At 60.9% G+C, this 20,223-nt stretch carries 16 protein-coding genes and 1 pseudogene; 9 read left to right on the top strand and 8 right to left on the bottom strand.

What is annotated here, in order from left to right; all coding sequences use genetic code 11:
- Nucleotides 1–75: 75 nt before the first annotated feature.
- From DMO26_RS00315 to DMO26_RS00305, 3 genes and pseudogenes are all read left to right on the top strand, one after another.
- A pseudogene (locus tag DMO26_RS00315) lies at nucleotides 76–1,371 on the top strand (methyl-accepting chemotaxis protein); the annotation flags it as partial.
- Nucleotides 1,372–1,667: 296 nt separating this feature from the next.
- Complete coding sequence (locus DMO26_RS34095) at nucleotides 1,668–3,632, top strand: sensor histidine kinase (protein ID WP_205421154.1); 1,965 nt, start codon at nucleotides 1,668–1,670, stop codon at nucleotides 3,630–3,632.
- On the top strand, nucleotides 3,629–4,003 hold the full coding sequence (locus tag DMO26_RS00305; RefSeq protein ID WP_117190016.1) for a response regulator: 375 nt from the start codon (nucleotides 3,629–3,631) through the stop codon (nucleotides 4,001–4,003). Before DMO26_RS34095 ends, DMO26_RS00305 begins: the two co-directional genes overlap by 4 nt.
- A gap of 188 nt (nucleotides 4,004–4,191) precedes the next feature.
- Here the strand turns inward: DMO26_RS00305 and DMO26_RS00300 are convergent, their stop codons facing one another.
- The gene (locus DMO26_RS00300) at nucleotides 4,192–5,172 is read right to left on the bottom strand and encodes a mannonate dehydratase (protein WP_117190015.1); all 981 of its coding nucleotides are present in this window, start codon (nucleotides 5,170–5,172) and stop codon (nucleotides 4,192–4,194) included.
- Nucleotides 5,173–5,283: 111 nt separating this feature from the next.
- Complete coding sequence (locus DMO26_RS00295; RefSeq protein ID WP_117190014.1) at nucleotides 5,284–6,000, bottom strand: FadR/GntR family transcriptional regulator; 717 nt, start codon at nucleotides 5,998–6,000, stop codon at nucleotides 5,284–5,286.
- Nucleotides 6,001–6,486: 486 nt separating this feature from the next.
- On the opposite strand from DMO26_RS00295, the gene DMO26_RS00290 reads away from it, so the two are divergent.
- The 6 genes from DMO26_RS00290 to DMO26_RS00265 all read left to right on the top strand — a co-directional run bounded on the left by DMO26_RS00290 (nucleotide 6,487) and on the right by DMO26_RS00265 (nucleotide 12,798).
- Complete coding sequence (locus DMO26_RS00290) at nucleotides 6,487–8,085, top strand: ABC transporter substrate-binding protein (protein WP_117190013.1); 1,599 nt, start codon at nucleotides 6,487–6,489, stop codon at nucleotides 8,083–8,085.
- A gap of 7 nt (nucleotides 8,086–8,092) precedes the next feature.
- Complete coding sequence (locus DMO26_RS00285; RefSeq protein WP_117190012.1) at nucleotides 8,093–9,190, top strand: ABC transporter permease; 1,098 nt, start codon at nucleotides 8,093–8,095, stop codon at nucleotides 9,188–9,190.
- Nucleotides 9,191–9,195: 5 nt separating this feature from the next.
- Nucleotides 9,196–10,128, top strand: a complete 933-nt coding sequence (locus tag DMO26_RS00280) for an ABC transporter permease (protein WP_117190011.1) — start codon at nucleotides 9,196–9,198, stop codon at nucleotides 10,126–10,128.
- Nucleotides 10,125–10,976 (top strand): ABC transporter ATP-binding protein, encoded by an 852-nt coding sequence (locus tag DMO26_RS00275; RefSeq protein WP_117190010.1) that lies wholly within the window; start codon nucleotides 10,125–10,127, stop codon nucleotides 10,974–10,976. Before DMO26_RS00280 ends, DMO26_RS00275 begins: the two co-directional genes overlap by 4 nt.
- A gap of 2 nt (nucleotides 10,977–10,978) precedes the next feature.
- The gene (locus DMO26_RS00270; RefSeq protein WP_117190009.1) at nucleotides 10,979–11,755 is read left to right on the top strand and encodes an ABC transporter ATP-binding protein; all 777 of its coding nucleotides are present in this window, start codon (nucleotides 10,979–10,981) and stop codon (nucleotides 11,753–11,755) included.
- 83 nt (nucleotides 11,756–11,838) lie between these two features.
- A complete protein-coding gene (locus tag DMO26_RS00265; RefSeq protein WP_117190008.1) occupies nucleotides 11,839–12,798 on the top strand; it encodes a dihydrodipicolinate synthase family protein in 960 nt (319 codons plus the stop codon).
- 101 nt (nucleotides 12,799–12,899) lie between these two features.
- Here the strand turns inward: DMO26_RS00265 and DMO26_RS00260 are convergent, their stop codons facing one another.
- The 6 genes from DMO26_RS00260 to DMO26_RS00235 all read right to left on the bottom strand — a co-directional run bounded on the left by DMO26_RS00260 (nucleotide 12,900) and on the right by DMO26_RS00235 (nucleotide 20,073).
- Nucleotides 12,900–13,694, bottom strand: coding sequence for an aldose epimerase family protein (locus DMO26_RS00260; protein ID WP_404946999.1), 795 nt, complete (start codon nucleotides 13,692–13,694; stop codon nucleotides 12,900–12,902).
- A gap of 73 nt (nucleotides 13,695–13,767) precedes the next feature.
- Complete coding sequence (locus tag DMO26_RS00255; protein ID WP_117190006.1) at nucleotides 13,768–14,955, bottom strand: galactarate dehydratase; 1,188 nt, start codon at nucleotides 14,953–14,955, stop codon at nucleotides 13,768–13,770.
- 12 nt (nucleotides 14,956–14,967) lie between these two features.
- A complete protein-coding gene (locus DMO26_RS00250; RefSeq protein WP_117190005.1) occupies nucleotides 14,968–16,200 on the bottom strand; it encodes a mandelate racemase/muconate lactonizing enzyme family protein in 1,233 nt (410 codons plus the stop codon).
- A complete protein-coding gene (locus DMO26_RS00245; protein ID WP_117190004.1) occupies nucleotides 16,197–17,945 on the bottom strand; it encodes an ABC transporter ATP-binding protein in 1,749 nt (582 codons plus the stop codon). The genes DMO26_RS00250 and DMO26_RS00245 overlap by 4 nt, the downstream gene beginning before the upstream one ends.
- Before the next feature lie 7 nt (nucleotides 17,946–17,952).
- A complete protein-coding gene (locus DMO26_RS00240) occupies nucleotides 17,953–19,077 on the bottom strand; it encodes an ABC transporter permease (RefSeq protein WP_117190003.1) in 1,125 nt (374 codons plus the stop codon).
- A gap of 9 nt (nucleotides 19,078–19,086) precedes the next feature.
- Entirely contained in the window at nucleotides 19,087–20,073 is a 987-nt protein-coding gene (locus DMO26_RS00235; protein WP_117190488.1) for an ABC transporter permease, read from the bottom strand.
- Between the last annotated feature and the right edge of the window lie 150 nt (nucleotides 20,074–20,223).

Genomic DNA, 20,223 nt, shown 5'->3' with positions numbered 1-20,223 from the left:
GAAATCCGCAACGAACTGACGACCGCCGCTGCACTCGCGGCAATGGGCGTCGTCGTTCTACTGTTTGTCGCCCAGCGGATTGCCGGTCCGATCGTGCGGATCACCGCGTCGATGAAGCTGCTTGCGAGCGGTAACATCGAGGTCGTCGTGCCGAAACGCAGGGGTACCAAGGAAATTCGCGCCATGATCGACGCCTTGACCGTGTTCCGTGAAAACGCGCGGATGCGTGATACGCTGGAACAGGAAGCGCGAGCCCAGACCGCCAATCTTGCCAATGTCTCGGCGGAAGCCCGACTGCTGCAGAGTCAGGTGCGTGTTGTTGTCAACAAGGCCGCCGAGGGCGACTTTTCCGGTCGCGTCAGCGGACCGTTCGATCGTCCCGAACATCACGAGCTTGCCGAGAGCCTCAATACGCTGATATCGAGCTTCGAAGGTGGGCTCAACGAAACCAGCCGCGTTCTGGATGCACTTGCCAATGCCGATCTGACGATCAGGTTCGAAGGTGTCCACAAAGGCGCATTTGCCCAGCTGCAGAGCAATGCGAACGCGGTAACGAGCCGCCTTTCAGAGGTCGTGTCACGACTGGCCGATGCCTGCGCTTCCGTTTCGGCATCCAGCGACGAAATTTTGCGCGGGACTACCGAATTGAACACGCGATCTACGCGCCAGTCGTCGATGCTTCAGGATACGACTGTGACGACAAACGCCGTTGCGGAAACTGTCGGCCATAACTCCAAACGGGCGGGTGAGGCCACCAGCGTGATTTCGGATACCAGCCACATGGCGGAAAACGGCAGCCAGGTCATGAACGGCGCGGAAAGCGCCATGACGCAGATCACGGTCTCCTCCGGCAAGATTTCCGAGATCATCGGCGTCATCGAGGATATCGCATTCCAAACAAATCTGCTGGCGCTCAACGCAGGCGTCGAAGCTGCGCGGGCAGGCGAAAGTGGTAAAGGGTTCGCGGTCGTCGCAACTGAAGTGCGTTCTCTCGCTCAGTCGACGGCCAATGCCTCCAACGAAGTGAAGGCGCTTATTCAGAAAAGCCAGGCGGAGGTGAAGGCAGGTGCGGAACTGGTCCGCAAAGCGAGCGAGCAGTTTTCCCAGATCGTGTCGTCTATCGCATTTGTCTCTTCGCTCTCCAGCGAGATAACGACAGAGAGCAACAATCAAAGTGCCAACCTCCGGCAACTGTCGAGAGCCATGAAGGATCTCGATGAACTCAATGCCCATAACAACCGGCTTGTTGGTGATCTTTCGTCTTCCACCGAGAGAACAAGCCGGGAAATGGAGGCACTGGCCGAGATCGTCAATCTGTTCCGCATCGACAAGCGGGGGCAATCTCGCGCCAGAGCGGATCAGGCTGCGTGAGAGGTTCCTGCAGGCGGGATCATGGGCGGCTTGCTGTCGAACCGGCCACGAATAAAAGTGGCTGATCAAGGCGAAATTCCTTCACCTGTTTCCGTATAGCTGCATATTGGCAGTCTTGCACCCATCGGCCTCGCCGGGGTCAGGGACGAGGTGATTTCGACATCGTCTGAAAGGCCAGCACGGCATGTCGCAGAAAAGCAGCCCGTACAGTCCGAATCAGCGTATAGTTGCATTTAACGGTCGCAGGTAGGATGCTCGTGGACGAGCGCAAGGGCGGGGGTCCGAGGGACGATGATATGGACAGAGTTTCCAATCGAAAAGCTCTGCCGCGGTCCGCAGCTCTCGTATTGATCGCCATAGGACTTGCCAGCTTCGCGCTTCTCACAGTCGGTCACGGCGACTATCCCGACCTCCATACGATTCTCGATACCGGTCTGGCGCTGCAACTGATCGTGCTCACGCCCCTGCTGTGGGATATGGGGGAGCATGGGAGAAGTTCATTTCCGAAATGGCTTGCAATCACCTTCGCGGCAACATCGGTGCTGGCGATTGTCCATGTCCTGGTTACGGTCGAATGGTCCGGGCCGCTTGCCATCGTCGCGCGGCTCAGGGATGTTTTGCGCCCCTCCACTTGGCCGCCAGCGACCCATCTCCTGCCGATCGGGGTCGGTTGGGCCCTGTGGAGGATGCATCGCAAGGTCACCGGCGGATTTCTGCAATACGGCCTGGCGATCGTGTTTTTGGGCACGGCCTTGTTTGCCGCCTTCCAGCGGCTGCCGACCTATCTGCCGCCCGGACCGTTGGGCATTACCCGCCCGTTCCTGATCCTGTCGCCGCTTTTGTGGCTCGGCGTCGGTGCGGCGGCCTGGCGGCTGCGATCGATGGACCGCTTGGCACAGCCGCTGGTCTGGATGGCAGGGACGCTTTTCCTCGCCAACACCGTCATGCTCTATTCGCGCGCTCCCGCCGACGCGCCGGCCATGGTTGCCCATCTCGGCCGGATGGGCGGCTATCTGGTTCTGCTGCTTTCAGCCATGCAGATGGCGTCCAGCGATCTCGTCGAGCGCACGCGCGCCGAGGCGGCACTCGCCCGGCTTAACGAGGATCTGGACAGGCAGGTCTCAGAGCAGACGGCTCAGCTGCGGGAGGCGGCGGCGCAGTTGTCGGAGGCTCTGGCGCAGCGGACCAGCGCATTGCAGGAATTGGCGAAAAGCGAGGAGCAGTTTCGCGCCAGCTTCGAGGCGGCTGGCGTCGGCAAGGCCTTGGTCGAACCCGGCTCGGCGCGTATCTTGCGGGTCAACCCCGCCTTTGCCCATATGATCGGCTACGAGCCGGATGAACTGAAAGGCCGCAGCGCCTGGGAGTTCACCTGGGCGGAAGACCGCCCTGGCGACCAGGCCGAGTATGCACGGTTCCTTGCGGGCGAGGTTGCCGCCTATGTCCGTGAGAAGCGTTATCTCCGCCGTGATGGCGAGGCGGTTTGGGGCCGTATTTCCGGAACGCTCGCGCGCTCTCCCGAGTTGGGAGAGCCAGGCCTGATGATCGCGGTGATCGAAAATGTCGACGAAAGGCACAAGGCCGAGATGGCCCTCCTGGAGACGAAGAAAGACCTCGAAATCGTCGTCGAGGAGCGCACAGCCGCGCTCCAGCAGCGGGACATCCTGCTTCGCGAAGTCTATCATCGGGTGAAGAACAATTTGCAGGTGATCGACAGCCTGCTCATGATGCAGGCGAAAAAGCTCACGGATCCGGATGCCAAGGTCGCATTGCAAAGTCTTCGAAAGCGGGTTTACGCATTGGGGCTGGTCCATCATCAGTTGATGGGATCGGCCAACCTGAAGTCCTTCGATGTTGCACCGTTTCTTAAAGAGCTCACTGAAAATATCGTCGAGGGCGGCGCGGAACGGGGCATCAATCTGTCCGTAGACGCCATTCCCCTGGATGTCGGCTTGGATTTCGCGGTCCCGATGGGCCTCTTGGTCACAGAACTGGTCACCAATGCGCTCAAGCACGCCTTTCCTGACCGCACCGGAAATGTCTCAGTGACCCTTCAACGGGAGGATGACGGCAAGATTACCCTGGTCGTTGCCGATGACGGCCAGGGGCAGGCGGAAAGCGAGACCGCAACCGGCCAGTTCAGGCCAGGACTTGGCGCCGGTATCATCGCCGGTCTGGTCGCGCAGCTCGGAGGAACCATGACCATTCACAGCAACAACGGAACGCGAACCGAGATTCGCGTGAAGGAACCCAAACTGTCATGAGCAATCTGCAGAATCATGTCCTTATTGTCGATGACGAATATCTGATTGCCGAGGGATTGCGTGCACAGGTCGAGGAACTGGGCATGGTGGTTTGCGGAACCGCGGCGACGGCGGATCGGGCGGTTGCGCTGGCGCAGCAATTTCGGCCGATCATCGTGCTGATGGACATGCGGCTGCAGGGCGACAAGGATGGCGTCGATGCAGCTCTTGCAATCCACGAAACGGTCGGTTCCAAGCTCATATTCATCACCGGATCGAGGGAGCCGGCGACCATGGCGCGAATCCAGCTGGATCATCCCTCGGCCGTGCTGTTCAAGCCGATCTCGGACACGCAACTTAGCACGGCCATCAACGTCGCTTTGGGGCTGTAGGCGTGCCAACCTCTATGCAGGCCCGCCCAATCCTTCACTAAATTGCACACGAGCATCGGAAGTGGCACTCCGTTTCGCGTCCCCTCGATCTGCACCACGAAGGCAATTTCGGCATATCCGTTTGCCCCATGGTTTCACCGCTGTTCAGCGGCATTGCCGCGCATGTCAGGACTATGCGCGGCTTCACTTCAAGCGCCCTTCGCCTGCAGCACCTGCAGCAATGCCGTGATGTAGCCGTAGGTGAAGGCGAAAGCGGTGTTTTCCGGATCGGCGCCGGAAATCTGCGGTACGTGGTCCGGCATGACCATGTACCGGTAGCCGACCTCCGCATAGGTCTGAAGCGAACGCCACATGTCCATGTCACCCTCTTCCGGAAATGTCTCCATGAAGGAAAGTTTGCCGCCGCGGATGTTGCGGAAGTGAACGTTGAACAGCTTGCCCCGTTCTCCGAACCAGCGGATGACGTCGAAGATTTCCTCGGCGGGGTTTTCGAGCATCTCTCCGACCGTTCCCTGGCAGAAATTGAGGCCGTGATAGGGGCTTTCGCGCATCTGCACGAAGCGCTTCAGACCATCGACCGTGCCCAATACACGCGTAACGCCGCGATAGCCGGGTGGCGTATAGGGATCGTGCGGATGGCAGGCAAGACGTACCCTGTTGGCTTCCGCGACGGGCACGACCCGTTCGAGGAAGTAGTCGATACGCTCCCAGTTCTCTTCTTCATCGATTATGCCCGCGATGGTCGGCGGTGCATCGTGATCGGCCTTTTCCCAACGGAAAGCTTCGTTGCGCGAGCCGCCGCGGCCGATTTCAAGTTCGGTGCGGGGGATGCCGATGATGTTGAGGTTGTATTTGACGGCCGGAATGCCGACCTTCGCGGCGTTTTCTATCAGGCGGCAGATGGAATCGATCTGCCGGTCACGATTAGGCCCCTTGCTCAGGATGTCCGGACTATACTGCTGCTCGATGACCCGCGAACTCAGCGGAAGCTGGATCATGTCGAGGATAAGGCCGAAGCTTTCGATGTGCTCCCGGTGAGCGCTGAGCACGTCCAAAGTCCAGTCGTGCGGATTGCCCTCCGGGTCGGCGTTGACGTGCTCGACGCCGAGCTGCGCCATGATCCGGTAGTCGTCGTCGTTGCGCGCCCTATACTGCGTGCCGATATACATGCAGGCCCCTCCCCATTTTCACAATTACTGCTTCCTCAGCCTCTTCAGGCTGGGCTAACCCTCAAATCACGGATGATCACGCGCGGCGCGTCTTGCCATCACGCCTCCTTGTTAAGGATCCCGTTGCGCATCCGTAATTCGCTCGCGGGCGCGCAGCAGATGATAGCGCATATAGAGCGCTGCATGTTCGCCATTTCTCGCCTGGATCGCCTCGACGATCTGCTGGTGTTCGCGAAGTACGGCGAGTCGTCGTTCATCCGAGCCCAGTTTGGTTAGGCCGAGAGCCACCCCCATGGAACCGCTGATCTCACCGCGCAAGTGCTCAAAGAGGGAAACGAAGAGGTCGTTGCCGCTTGCAACCGCTACCTCGCGATGAAAGTTGAAATCGGCCTCGCTGGGCGACTGGCCGCTTAGGATCTTTTCGCGCAGAAGTTCGTTGGCTTCGTCGAGATTATGGAGGTGCTGGCTGGATCGGCGTTCTGCCGCCAGAGACGCGGCAGCGGCCTCCAGCGCAAACCGGACCTCGAAGGATTTGAGATAGCCTGCGACATTGGACGGCTGCACGAAGCGTGTGATGGCCGACGGCGGCACGGCACGCACGAATGTGCCGGAACCCCGGCGGGAATAGACGAGCCCATCGGCCTGCAGCCGGATCAAGGCTTGACGGACCACCGGCCGGGAGACGGAAAAGGCGGAACAGATATCGTTTTCCGCCGGCAGGCGATCACCTTCCTTGAAGGCACCGTTCAGGATCTGCTCCAGGATCTGGCCATACAATTTGTCCGCCAGCCTCTCCTTACGCGGCGGCGTCAATTGCAGTTCCGCCATTCAATTCCTCCCTTGGCCCAGCGGCCTTCCCCAGCGCGCGATACGGCAGGCCCGGCCACGGCTCAAGCCTACATATCAATCGATAGGCACAATTTCAAAGATGTCATCAAAAATTACTTCTTGAGGAGCTTTTTTTGCAAAATTTGAAATGCGAGTTGACAACTCAGGCTGCAGCTTGCTAGCGTGCCCGAAATTGTCGACGTGCATTCGACCATCTCAGGGAGGAGATATTCAAATGCAGCACCCGGCGCAAATCGGCCCTCATCGCTGGCGGGAAAAACGCAGCTAAGGTCGCAGAGCCAGTCTTCCGTATCACTCCTGTCGCACTCTTGGCCGCAAGCCCTTCAGGCCTCGGCAAGCTGATAACGTTTGCCCTTTTTGGCATTGGTCAACAGCGCATTGCCCCAAGCGCTGCACGTCGGAGTGCCGGAAGACAACAAGCAGAACGAACTGAAGAGCTCAGAGATTTCAATTGGGAGGTTGAACATGATGAAGCATCTATTGGCGGCGACATTTCTGGTCGCCGCGGCGCTGACGGTCCCGCAAGGCGCGGCGCTTGCCGCCTCGCCGCCGAACATGCTGGTGATCGGCACCAACCTGACCGGCATCCGCACGCTGGACCCGGCCGACAACAATGCCCGCACGGTCTCCGAGTTGATTTCCAATCTCTACGATAACCTTGTCCAGCTGCCGCAGAACGATCTGCAGAAGCTCAAGCCGATGCTGGCGACCAAATGGAGCGCCTCGCCCGACGGCAAGCTCATCACCGTCACGCTGCGCAACGACGCGGTGTTCTCCAGCGGCAATCCGGTGACCGCCGAAGACGCCGCCTGGTCGATCCAGCGCGTCATCAAGCGCGGTCAGGTCGGCTCGACCGATATCGCGCTGTGGGGCTTCACGCCGGACAATGTCGAGAAGCTGGTGCGGGCCAAGGACGCGCAGACGCTCGAAATCGAGCTGCCGATCCAGGTCAGCACCGATCTCGTGCTTTATTCGCTGGCCAGTTCCTCGCTCGGCATCGTCGACAAGAAGACTGCCATGTCGCATGAAGCGAACGGCGATTTCGGCGCCGGCTGGCTTGCCGCGAATTCCGCCGGCAGCGGTCCCTTCTCGCTTTCGCAATGGCGCCCGAACGACATCGCCGTTTTCGAGGCCAACAAGAAGTACTGGGGTGGCCCCCCGGCCATGACCCGCGTCATCGCCCGGCATATCCCGGAATCCGGCAACCTGCGCCTCCAGTTGCAGGCCGGCGATGTGGATGTTGGCCAGTATCTCGCCAGCGGCGACCTCGACGCGCTGGCGAATGACAAGAAGATGGTGATCGACAACGTACCGGGTCTGGGCTTCTATTATATCGCCCTGAACCAAAAGGATCCGGACCTGCAGAAGCCGCTCGTCCGCGAGGCATTCCAGCACGCCTTCGACTGGAAGGCGATCTCCGGCAACATCATGCGCTATACTGGCTTCCCCTGGCAGTCCGTCGTACCGAAGGGCATGATCGGCGCGCCGGCGGACAACACGTCCCGTTATGACTACGACCCCGCCAAGGCAAAGGCTCTGCTGGCGCAGGCCGGTTATCCGAACGGCCTCAAGAAGGTGCTGAACCCTTCGGGCGCGGCAACGCTGCCGTTCACCGAAGCCTTGCAGGCGAGCGCCCGGGCGGCCGGCTTCGACCTGAACCTGGTGCCCGGCGAATACACGCCGGCCTTCCGCGAGCGCAAGTATGAGGTCCTGCTCGGCAATTCCGGCGCCCGCCTGCCCGACCCGTTCGCCGTCGCGACCCAGTATGCCTACAATCCGGACAATCGCGACGAGGCCCGCCTCGGCAGCTATTACCTGTGGCGCACCGCCATGCAGGTTCCGGAGCTGAACACGCTCGTCGACCAGTCGATGAAGGAGCGCGATACGGCCAAGCGCACGGAAATCTTCAAGAAGATCGATGACGTCTACAAGGGAATGAACCCGCCGCTGATCGTCTTCTTCCAGCGCACCGACCCTTATGTAATGCGCTCCAGCGTCAAGGGTTATCAAGGCCATACAACCTGGTCGACCCGTTGGCACGGCGTAACGAAAACCAAGGAGTGATCCCGACGTGGCCAGCGTGGATATGACGACACGAGACAACTCGAAGGCGCCGACCACGAATGGCCCGGTCGACGACGCGCCTGATGATGGCATCAAGCTCGCCGTCCGCCGCTTCATCGGCCGCGTCGTCGCAGTCGTGACGACGCTGCTCGGGCTACTCTTCCTCACCTTCTCGATGGGGCGCCTGTTGCCGGCCGATCCGGTTCTGGCAATCACCGGAGCGGAAGTCAGCAAGGAGGTCTATGATAGGGTTTTCAAGCAGCTTGGTCTCGACCAGCCCGTTTACATCCAGTTCCTGAACTATGTGAGGAGGGTGCTGACCGGTGATCTCGGTGTCTCTGCGATCACCGGCCAGCCCATCGTCACGGACCTGATGACGATCTTCCCGGCAACGATCGAACTGACAATCGTGGCGATGATCGTCGGCACGATCGTCGGCGTGCCGCTCGGCATCACCGCCGCGGTCCATCGCGGCAAGCTGATCGACCATATCGCCCGCATTGTCGGTCTTGCCGGCCATTCCATCCCGACCTTCTGGATGGGCTTGATGGCGCTGTTCATCTTCTACGCCAAGCTGCAATGGGTGGGCGCGTCGGGCCGCGTCGATGTCTATTACGAAGGCATCGTCACGCCGGTGACCGGCTTCCTGCTGCTCGACTCCGCCATGGAGGGCAATTGGGACGTCTTCCAGAACGCGCTTGGCCACATCATCCTGCCCGGCTCGATCCTCGGCTATTACTCCGTCGCCTATATCAGCCGCATGTCGCGCAGCTTTATGCTGGAACAGCTCAGCCAAGAATATATCATCACGGCGCGCGCCAAAGGGCTCGCACCCCGCCAGGTGATCTGGCGCCACGCTTTCCGTAACATCCGCGTCCAGCTGCTGACCATCATCGCGCTGACCCTAGGCGGTCTGCTTGAAGGCGCCGTACTGATCGAGACCGTCTTCGCCTGGCCGGGGCTCGGCCAGTATCTCACCCGCGGCCTGCAGATGAACGACATGAATGTCGTGATGGGCGCAGTTCTCACCATTGGGATCGTCTTCCTGATCATCAACATCACGTCGGATGTACTCTACCGCATCCTCGACCCGAGAACACGGTGACGTAAATGGCGATGCCCATCTCCCAATCCCGCCCCACGCCTCCCGGCATTCGCGGCTGGCTTCTTGCCCCCGAACCGAAGGGTGTGGGGCAGGCGCTGCTGCAACAGCTCTATCAGGTCTGGCTGAAGTTTCGCGAGCATCCGCTCGGTCTGGTCGGCATGGCAGTGATCCTGCTGCTGATCTTCACCGCCGTGGCCGCTCCCCTGCTGACGCAATACGATCCGATTGCTCAGAACATGGCAATCCGGTTGGCTCCACCTTCCTGGGAATACCTCCTCGGGACCGACAACTTCGGCCGCGATGTCCTTGCCCGCATCATCTACGGCGCGCGAACGACCCTCAACATCATTATCCTTGTCACCATCATTGTCGCGCCGATCGGGCTGCTGATCGGCACATGTTCCGGTTATTTCGGCGGTATCGTCGACGAAATGCTGATGCGCATCACGGATATTTTCCTGTCCTTCCCTGGGCTCGTCCTGGCGCTCGGTTTTGCCGCCGCTCTCGGCCCCGGCATCACCAACGCGATAATCGCGATCTCGCTGACCGCCTGGCCGCCGATCGCCCGCCTCGCGCGGGCGGAAACGCTGAGCCTGCGGCAGATGGACTATATCGCCGCGGTACGCCTGCAGGGTGCCTCATCCGGTGCCATCGTCCTGCGGCACATCCTCCCGATGTGCGTTCCTTCCGTCATCGTCCGTGTGACGCTCAACATGGCCGGCATTATCCTGACCGCCGCGGGCCTCGGCTTTCTGGGTCTCGGCGCGCAGCCGCCATGGCCGGAATGGGGCTCGATGGCCGCCACCGGCCGCGAGTTCATGCTCGACAGCCCGTGGGTTATCGCTGCACCCGGCATTGCGATCGCCGCCGTCAGCCTTGCCTTCAACCTCGTCGGCGATGCCCTGCGCGACGTTCTGGACCCCAGAGGTGGCGAATGACCGAACCGCTCATCGATATCCGCAACATGGAAATCTCGTTTGCCAGCGGCTTCGTAAAAGCAGTCCGCGGCGTGAGCTTCCAGCTCGGCCGGGAGAAACTCGGCATCGTCGGCGAATCCGGCTCGGGTAAGTCAACCGTCGGCCGCGCGATTATGCGGCTCCTGCCGCCGACCGCAAAGGTGACTGCCGAGCGGATGACATTCCACGACACAGACCTTGTCGCTGCCGACGAAAAACGGATGATGGAAATCCGCGGCAAACAAATCGGCCTTATCCTGCAGGACCCCAAATATTCGCTGAACCCGGTCATGCGCGTCGGCGAACAGATCGCCGAGACCTATCGGTTGCACTATCCGCAAGCCGGCAAGAAGGCTGCGGAGAAAAAAGTGTTGGAAATGCTGGAAGCGGTGAAGATTCGCGATCCGCAACGCGTTTTCCGCCTCTATCCGCACGAGGTCTCGGGTGGCATGGGTCAGCGTATCATGATCGCCATGATGCTGATCGCCGAGCCGGAAGTTTTGATCGCTGACGAGCCGACCTCCGCGCTCGACGTAACGGTGCGGCTTGAAGTGCTGGCGCTGCTCGACGAATTGGTCGCGCGGCGCAACCTCGGGCTGATCTTCATCAGCCACGACCTGAACCTGATCCGCAAGTTCTGCGACCGGGTGCTGATCATGTATGCCGGACGCATCGTCGAAGTGCTGAAGGCGTCCGATCTCGACCGGGCGCAGCACCCTTACACCCAGGGTCTGCTTGCCTCGCTGCCGTCGATCGACAACCCGCCGGCGCGCCTGCCGACGCTGACGCGCGACCCTTCGTGGCTCACTCAACCGACGATCGGAGCATAGTCATGATCGACGTCGAAAATCTCACCATCCGGTTCGGCCTGCGCACGCCGCTCGTGGTCAAGGGCGTCAGCTTCACCGTCGAACGCGGAAAATCCTTCGGCCTCGTCGGCGAGTCCGGTTGCGGCAAATCCACAGTGCTGCGCGCCATCTCCGGCCTCAATCGCAACTACGGCGGCCGGATTTCTCTGGATGGCAAGCCGCTCGAACCGGAGAGAAACAAGGCCTTCTTCCGTGACGTGCAGATGGTCTTCCAGGACCCCTACGGCTCGCTGCATCCGCGCAAGACGGTGCGCTCGCAGATCATCGAACCGTTGCGCAACCAGAACCTGCCCATCAAGGAAAACGCGGTCAGCGACGTCTTGAAAGCGGTCGGACTCGATCCCGGACTCGGCTATCGGTTTCCGCACCAGCTTTCGGGCGGCCAGCGGCAGCGCGTGGCGATTGCACGCGCGCTGATCCTCGATCCGCCGGTTCTGCTTCTCGACGAGCCGACCTCGGCGCTCGACGTCTCCGTGCAGGCCGAAATCCTCAATCTGCTCGCCGACCTCCAGAAGGAGCGCGGGTTGACCTATCTGCTGGTAAGCCACGACTTGGCGGTCATCGCCCATCTATGCAGCCGCGTCGCGATCATGAATGCCGGCGAAATCGTCGAGGAAACGGGCATCGAACAGATCCGCTCGGGCAATGTCGAGCATCCCTATTCCCGCCGGCTCTTGTCCGCCAGCCGAGCTTACGGCAAGCAGGAGCAGCGCCCGGTCGAGATATTGACCTCCGTCTGACTGAAACGGTGCCCGACGACTTCGCGACGGGCAGAACCATTCCAGCGATTTTCCATTCACCCCTGAACCGGGAGCTTGAAGTCATGTCCAGTTTTGCCGTTACACCTGAAATGCTTTCGAAATCGGTCCTCTCAGTACCGCCTTTGGCGCGCAAGGCCGATTACGCACTCGACCGCGAAGGCAATGCCAAGATCCTGGCGCACCTTGCACAGGGTGGCGTGACGACGGCGCTCTATGGCGGCAACGCCAACCTCTACAACATCTCGGTCCGCGAATTCGCCGAGATGGTCGATATGTTGAACGCGGTTGCTCCGGCAGGCACCTGGCTCATCCCCTCCGTCGGGCCGGATTACGGCAAGTCGCTGGACCAGATTGCAATCCTGAAGGACCACGATCTGCCGACGGCGATGATCCTGCCGCTGAACTTTCCGGTGACCTCGGCAGGCGTCGCAACGGGCCTGCGCCGCATCGCCGACGCTTATGGTCGCCCGATCATCGCTTATGTGAAGTCGCTCGATTACATCTCTGCAGCCGATCTCGCGGCAGTCGTCGCTGATGGAGCGGTCTGCACGATCAAATACGCGGTCGTGCAGCGAAATCCGAAAGAGGACAGCTACCTCTCCGAGCTCGTCCAGAAGGTCGACCCCAAGATGATCATTTCAGGCATCGGCGAACGGCCGGCGATCAGCCACCTGATGGATTTCGGTCTGCAGGGTTTCACCTCCGGCTCCGTCTGCGTCGCGCCGGCCATGTCGACCGGTATTCTGAAGGCACTGAAGGCCGGCAATGTTGCGGAGGCGGAGCGGCTGCGGGCTTTCTTCATGGGACTGGAAGACCTGCGTGACGGCATCTCGCCGCTTCGGGTGTTGCATGAGGCGGTAGCGACCTCCGGGATTGCGGATACCGGCCCGATGCTGCCGTTCCTGGAGAATATCACCGACGTAAAGATGCTCGCTGCTATAACGGAAGCCTCGCAGACGCTGCTGGCGGCGGATAGGGTTTATCAATCTGAAAATGTTGGAAAGCAGGTTGAACGGGCTTAGGAAGCACATCCTTGTTTGGTTAAGTAGATCCGCCTGAACGCACTGTTTTAACCTCTCTCAATGGGAGAGGGGTAAAGGAGCGAGTCGAAAGGTCTCAATTTCTAAGCCGGGCCGATGGAAAGCCGCAGCCGCGCTGTCCGTTCCTTCCCCGGCTGGAGGACAAACAGACCTGCCGCATGCTGCTTATCCGATGGGAAACCAAAAACCCCCGCCACATGCGAAACTGGTTCTAAGCAAACATACGCCGGCGTCCGATGAGCCACCATATGCGGTAGTTCCGGGCCGGCGGTGACGAAGACTTTGGCACCGCCATTGGTAACCGCCGACGCCCGCTGCCAGTCGGATAGAAAGATCGTAAATCCTTCGCCCGGAAGTCTTTCGTCGGCACGATCATCCGGAGGCTTCCCGCTTGGAATACCCGCCTCCCCGATCGGCCAGATTTGCCTCGCATCACTGACCGCGGCATTCTCAAAACGGGTAGCGAAATACGGATGCCAGCCGAAACCGCCCGGCATGGAAACACTGCCGGTATTCGTCATCGACAACTCGACATCCAACCCATCGTCAGACATCAAGAAACGCTGCACCGCGCGAAAATCGAACGGCCAGTCAGCGTCGGCACGGTAATCGACCGCAAGCTCGATCCGATCTCGCTCCTGCGACACGACATGCCAAGGGCCGCGGTGTGCCGGGCCATGCTGAGCATCGGTGACCATTGCCGGATGCGGCAGGACTTCGTAGTGCCGCCCCTCATGGCTGAAGGCCGCGCCGACGAGCTTATTATGATAGGGAAACAACGGATAGCCGCCGGCCTTCGGCCAATTCAACGGTTCGAATTCCGGGCCTGTGGTCGGTACGAGAATATCTCCGAAACGGTCATGGACAAGATGAGTCATCCGCCCGCCGTTTTCAGGCAGGAAGCGGGCCTCGAGCGGCCCGCTCCTTATGCTTGTCCAGTCTCCTGACCAATCAGGCGAAGGCATAGGACCCGTCCGGCCGCTTCGGAACGCGTCGCTGCCAATGGACGTAACCATCCTCCTGCATCGCCTTTTCGTCCATCTCGACACCCCAGCCGGGACGATCGGGGCGGAGTTCGAGATAACCGTCCTTCGGCAGATAAGGATCGGCAACATAACGCGCCGCGTCTTGCCGTGTCTCGACCTCGGTGCCCCCATAGACATAGGCTTGTCCCTTCGGCAGGCGGTATTCGAGGATCTTGAAATTCTGCTGCGCCGCCGAGAAATGCACGTTCACGGCCGTTGCGAGCGGTCCCATCGGATTATGCGGCGCCACGCCGACATAGAAGGCTTCGGCGAGCGTCGCGATTCGGCGCATTTCCGAAAGACCGCCAACGACGCAGATATCCGGCTGGATCAGGTCGGCACCCTTCACCTGCAAGAGCCGCAGGAATTCGTAACGATTGTACAGGCTTTCACCCGTCGCCAGCGTGCATTCGAGACCCTGTTTCAACTCGCCCCAGGCCTCGATGTTTTCCGGCCGTAGCGGCTCTTCGTAGAACAACGGATCGTAGGGCGCCAGCGCATTGCCGAGTTGGCGGGCGGCGTTGGCCTCATAGATCTTCGCATGCGCATCGAACGCGATCTCGTAATCGTCGCGCACCGTCTCGCGCAGTTGGCGGAAATAGTCCGCCGAGGCCTTCACCACATTGCCCCAGCGGTTGGCATGCATGTCGATCCGCCACGGGCTGAGCTTGAAGGCCGTGAACCCCCAGTTCTCGTTCAGCCGGTCGAATTCGTCGCGCGCCGCCGGCGCATCGGGCGCGGTGTAGACGCCCGCATAGACCTTGATCCTGTCGCGCACCTCACCGCCAAGCAGCTTGTACACGGGCAGGTTCGCAGCCTTGGCCGCGAGGTCCCAGAGGCAATGGTCGAGGCCGGCGATCGCGGCCAGTCCCATCGCGCCGGGGGGAAACCGGCTCTGCTGGATCATCAGGTTGACGAGGTAGTCCACCCGCGTCGGATCTTGTCCGGCGATGAAGCCGCAGAGATAATCGAGGAGCGGTGGCAGCGCCTTGTCCGGGCCGTGATTGTAGCATTCGCCCCAGCCGGTCAGGCCGTCGTCGGTATCGAGCGCCACAATGACGCGTGGCCGATCCTTGTCGCGGGTCATGTAAACCCGCATGCGGTCGATTTTCATTGTCTCGGATCCTTACTTACTGAAATAGCGACGGCGGGAAACGCGGGTCTGCACATAGACATGCTCGCCCCAGGTACCCGGCGCATAGGCACCGCTGTCTGGCTGAACCTGCACCGAAAGATTGCCCTGGCTCGGGTGACGGGCGACGAATTCCTCGTCGATATCACAGCCGAGGCCCGGCGCGTCGGGCACCAGGATCGAGCCGCTTTCCTGGAGCGGATGCGGCACGATAACGCTTTTGCGCCCTTCCCAATCATCGTCGAGGCGTTCAAGGATCAGCGCATTGGGGATTGCTGCCATAAGATGCAGCGCCGCATATTCGGCGACCGGGCCGAGCGAGCCGGAATGCGGCGCGAACTGGATGTGATGGGCCTCCGCCATGGCGGCGATCTTCTTCATCTGGGTAATCCCGCCCGCACGCCCGGTATCCGGCTGGATCACGTCCACCAGTTCTTCCTCTATGAGCTGCCGCTCGCCGAAAATTGTCGCCGAGCGTTCGCCAGCCGCCAGCGGCACATGCGCCGCATCGCGAATGCGGCGGTAACCATCGACATTTTCCGGTGCGATGGGATCTTCCACCCACATCAGTTCATAGGGTTCGAGCTTGCGCACAACCCGGCAAGCGTCGGCAGGCGTCATCCAGGGTGCACCGTGCAGGTCGATCGCGATGTCCATCTCGTCGCCGACGGCCTCGCGCAACTTGTCGACCTTGCGGACCGGATCGGAGACGCCGCCGCATTTGATCGCCTTGATGCCGCGGTTCTTGACGGCAAGCGCCTGCTCCACGGTGTTGGCATGCGAATAGATGGGTATCCGGTCGCGCACCTTGCCGCCGAGCAAGTTCCAGACCGGCACGCCGAGCGCCTTGCCCTTGATGTCCCAGAGCGCCATGTCGATCCCGGTCATGGCGCCGCCGCCGACGGTGCCGAGCATGCCGTGCCCCATCATGGCGATCATCATCTTCTGCCAGAGCTTCTCGATATGGGTGGGGTCCTCGCCGATCAGAAGCGGCGAGATATCCTTGATCGCGGTTTCGATGACGCGCGGCCAGCCGGAGCATTCGCCGATGCCGGTAATGCCCTCGTCGGTATCGATCTTCAGAAACAGCCAGTTGCGCGTGCCGCCGAAATAACCCCGTTCCGATGTCCCCGGACCGGAAGAAGCAGGCGCATCGTCGGACGCCCACTTGGAGCGGTGCGGTTGGCCGACATGCATGAGAAAAGTGCGGATTCCCGTGATTTTCATCGCGCCGAACTTCCATTCTTGACATTGCTGGTATCGGTATTGGCAGGCTCGACGTAACGGAATCGCCGCGAGCGATCCCGATCGCGCGGATCGGGCCGCGGAATGGCCGAGATCAGTGCCTGAGTGTAGGCGTGATCGGGATTGTTGCAGACTTTCTCCGCCTCCCCGACTTCGACAAGCCGACCGCGATACATGACGCCCACCCGGTCGCACATGTATCGAATAACGCCGATATCGTGGCTGATGAAGATATAGGCGAGCTTCAGCTCGTCCTGCAGCCGCATCAGCAGATCGAGCACCTGGAAGCGTACGGAGACGTCGAGCGCGGAGGTCGCCTCGTCGGCTACGATAATACGTGGATTGAGGGTGATGGCACGGGCAATGCCGATGCGCTGGCGCTGGCCGCCGGAGAATGCGTGCGGATAGCGCTCCCGACCGGCGGGATCGAGGCCGACCTGCTCCATCAGGTGGCAGACCTTGTCGTCCAGCGCCTTGCCCTTCATGATACCGTTGACCAGCAGGGGCTCACCGATCACCTGCGCCACTGTCATGCGCGGATTCAATGAGCCGAACGGGTCCTGGAAGACCATGCGCAATTCCCGCCGCGCTGCCTTCAATTCAGCGCCCTCGAGTTTGGCGAGATCGACCACCTGGCCATTGGCGCGTCGGTAATGCATCTCGCCCGCGGTCGGGTCGTAGAGCCGCATGATCGAGCGGCCCATGGTCGTCTTGCCAGAACCACTTTCGCCGACGATGCCGAGCGTTTCTCCCGGCAGGAGAGAGATCGATACGTCGTTCAGCGCCTTCATCTCCCCGAAATGCATGGAAAGATTGCGGATATCAAGAATCGGCTCGGCACTGGTATCGAGCGGCGGCCGGGCGAGCCGGATTTCCGCCTTCTGCTCCAGCTTCAGCACGGAGCCGATCAGCATCTTGGTGTAAGGATCCTGCGGCGAATGGAAAATCTGATCGACGGGGCCGTATTCCTTGACGACGCCATGGTGCATGACCAATACGTCGTCGGCGATCTGCGCCACCACGCCCATATCGTGGGTGATGAACAGCACCGCCATGCCGGTCGTCTGCTGCAGGCGCTTGATGAGATCGAGGATTTCCGCCTGGGTTGTCACGTCGAGCGCCGTGGTCGGTTCGTCGGCGATCAGGAGCTGCGGTTTGCAGGCAAGCGCCATGGCGATCATGGCGCGTTGGCGCATGCCGCCGGAATACTGGAAGGCGTAGCGGTCCAACGCCTGTTCCGGATTGGGGATTTCCACCTGGCGAAGCAGTTCAGCCGCTTCCTTGCGGGCCTCGGCCTTGCTCATGCTGAGATGCAGACGCAGCACTTCGGTAATCTGGTCGCCGACCGTATGCACCGGCGAAAGCGACGACATCGGCTCTTGGAAGATCATCGAGATGTCACGGCCGCGCACAGCCCGGATCGCCTTGCTGCGCGGGTCGAGCTTGGCGAGATCCAGCGAGGTTCCGTCCTGACGGTTGAGGATGATCGAACCGGAGGCAATGCGGCCGGGCTGATCGACAATCTGCAGGATGGAGCGCGCTGTGACCGACTTTCCGGAGCCGGATTCGCCAACGACGCAGAGCGTCTTGCCAGGCTCGATGGCAAAGGAGATGTCGTTGACCGCCTTAAAGATGCCGGTGCGGAGCGGAAACTCCGTGACCAGGTTCTTCACTTCGAGCAACGGCTTCACGGTCTGGCGAGGTACGATGGAAACTATATCGGTCATCGGCGCCTCACTTGTTGTACGGATCGGCCGCATCGCGCAGGCCATCACCGAAGAGATTGAGCGCCATGACCGCGACGACGACCGCGATGCCCGGCATGAAGAGCCACGGCGCCGTGGCGATCGAACGGATGTTCTGCGCCTCGCGCAGCAACACGCCCCAGGAAATCGTCGGCGGCTGCAGGCCGAGGCCGAGGAAGGAGAGCGAGGTTTCCGCCAGGATCATTGCCGGCACGGCGAGCGTGACGGAGGCTATGATATGGCTCGAAAAGCTCGGCAGCATGTGACGGAAGATGATGCGTCCTTCCGAGACCCCGTCGAGACGTGCGGCGGCGACGAATTCCTCCGTCCGGAGCGACAGGAATCGGCCGCGCACGACGCGCGCGAGCTGCGCCCAGCCTGTGAACGACAGGATGATGGTGATCATCATGTATTGCAGCGTCGCCGGCCAGCCCTGTGGCAGGGCTGCGGCGAGCGCCAGCCAGATCGGAATGGTCGGCAGCGACAGCACGAAATCGATGACACGCTGCATAACGAAATCGATCCGACCGCCGTAATAGCCGGAAATGCCGCCGAGAACGACACCGAGGAAGAGCGACATCGCCACCCCGACAAGACCGATCGACAGCGAGACCTGCGCCCCCTGCACCGTGCGGCTGTAGACGTCACGGCCGAGGCGGTCGGCGCCGAACAGAAAGAGCGGTTTTGAAGGATCGGTGGTGGCGAGCAGATGGATGTTGCTCTCGAACAGGCCGAGAACCGGATAGGTATAACCGCGCCCAAAGAGCTGAAGCGGCACCTTCTCTTGCGTAGTATCCTCCTTGTAGATCGCCGCGAGCGTTTCCGGATCACGCGTCAGCTTCATCGGATAATAGTGCAGGCCGATCTCGAAGCCGTTGGTTGTATCGAACAGGTGCACCCGCTGCGGCGGATAGAACGTCGTGCGGGCATTCTGCAGGATCGGATCGTTGATCGCGAAGAAACCCGGGAAGATCGCGACGACATACATGCAGACCGTGACGACCATCGCCGCCATGGCAAGCTTGTGCCGCTTGAAAGCCCACCAGATCAGCTGCCATTGCGAGGCGACGGCAACGCGATCCGGGCGATCGTTGGTAATGGTGGCATCGACCATTTGAGCCTCCTATTCGAGCCGGATACGCGGATCGACCAGCGCCAGCAGGATGTCGCTGATCAGCGAGCCGATCAGGGTGAGCGCACAGATCAGGAGCACGAAGGCGCCGGCGAGATACATGTCCTGCGCCATCAATGACTGAAGCAGCAGCGGTGCAGCCGTCGGCAGGTTGAGCACGATCGCCACCACGACGGAGCCGGAGATCAGGTTCGGCAAGAGCCACGCGATCGTCGAGATGAACGGGTTAAGCGCGATGCGCAGCGGGTATTTGACCAGCAGACGGAATTCGGAAAGACCTTTCGCACGCGCCGTCGTCACATAGGGTTTGGGCAGCTCGTCCAGCATGTTGGCACGCATGACGCGGATGAGGCTCGCCGTCGACGAGACGGCAAGGATCGCCACCGGCAACCACAGATGCGACAGGAGGTCGAGCATCTTGGCGATGCTCCAGGACGCAGTCTCGTATTCCTGGGAGAAGAGACCACCAACATCCGCGCCGAATTCGACCGCGGCGACATACATCAGCACCAGCGCCAGCAGGAAGGATGGGATCGACAGGCCGAAGAAGGTGAAAGCGGTAAAGGCGTAGTCGCCGATCGAATATTTCTTGACGGCGGAATAGACGCCGATCGGCAGGGCGATAGCCCAGGTGGCGATGAGGCTCGCGAGGGCCAGCACAAGCGTCAGCGCCATGCGTTCCCAGATCAGGCCCGAAACCGGCTGCTGCCATTCGAAGGACATGCCGAAATCGCCGCGGGAAAGGATGCCCCACACCCATTTCAGGTATTGTACCAGCATGGGCTGATCGAGACCGAAACGCTCCCGCAGCTGGGCTGCGGTGTTCTGGTCGATCACTTCGTTAGAGGAGGCCAGCGTCGCGATATAGGTGGTGACGAAGTCGCCGGGCGGAAGCTGGATCAGGACAAAGGCCAGGAAGCTCACCGCAAATAAAGACGGGATCATCCAGAGCAGGCGTTTGACGATAAATTTCAGCATGGAGAGCTCGCAATTCGGATCGCGGGACATGCGGACAGACGACCGATGGCTGCCGCCTCAGCATGTCAGGCAATAGGACTGGAGGAGTGGGGCCGCGGGGGGAGAGGCGGCCCCGCCAACACAAAACACCAAGCAAAACAGAACATGTTA

Origin of the sequence: Rhizobium terrae (assembly GCF_003425685.1) — a bacterium.
Classification (GTDB): domain Bacteria; phylum Pseudomonadota; class Alphaproteobacteria; order Rhizobiales; family Rhizobiaceae; genus Neorhizobium; species Neorhizobium terrae.
The sequence above is the reverse complement of the archived record's forward strand: the minus strand, read 5'-3'. Positions and strand labels throughout refer to the sequence as shown.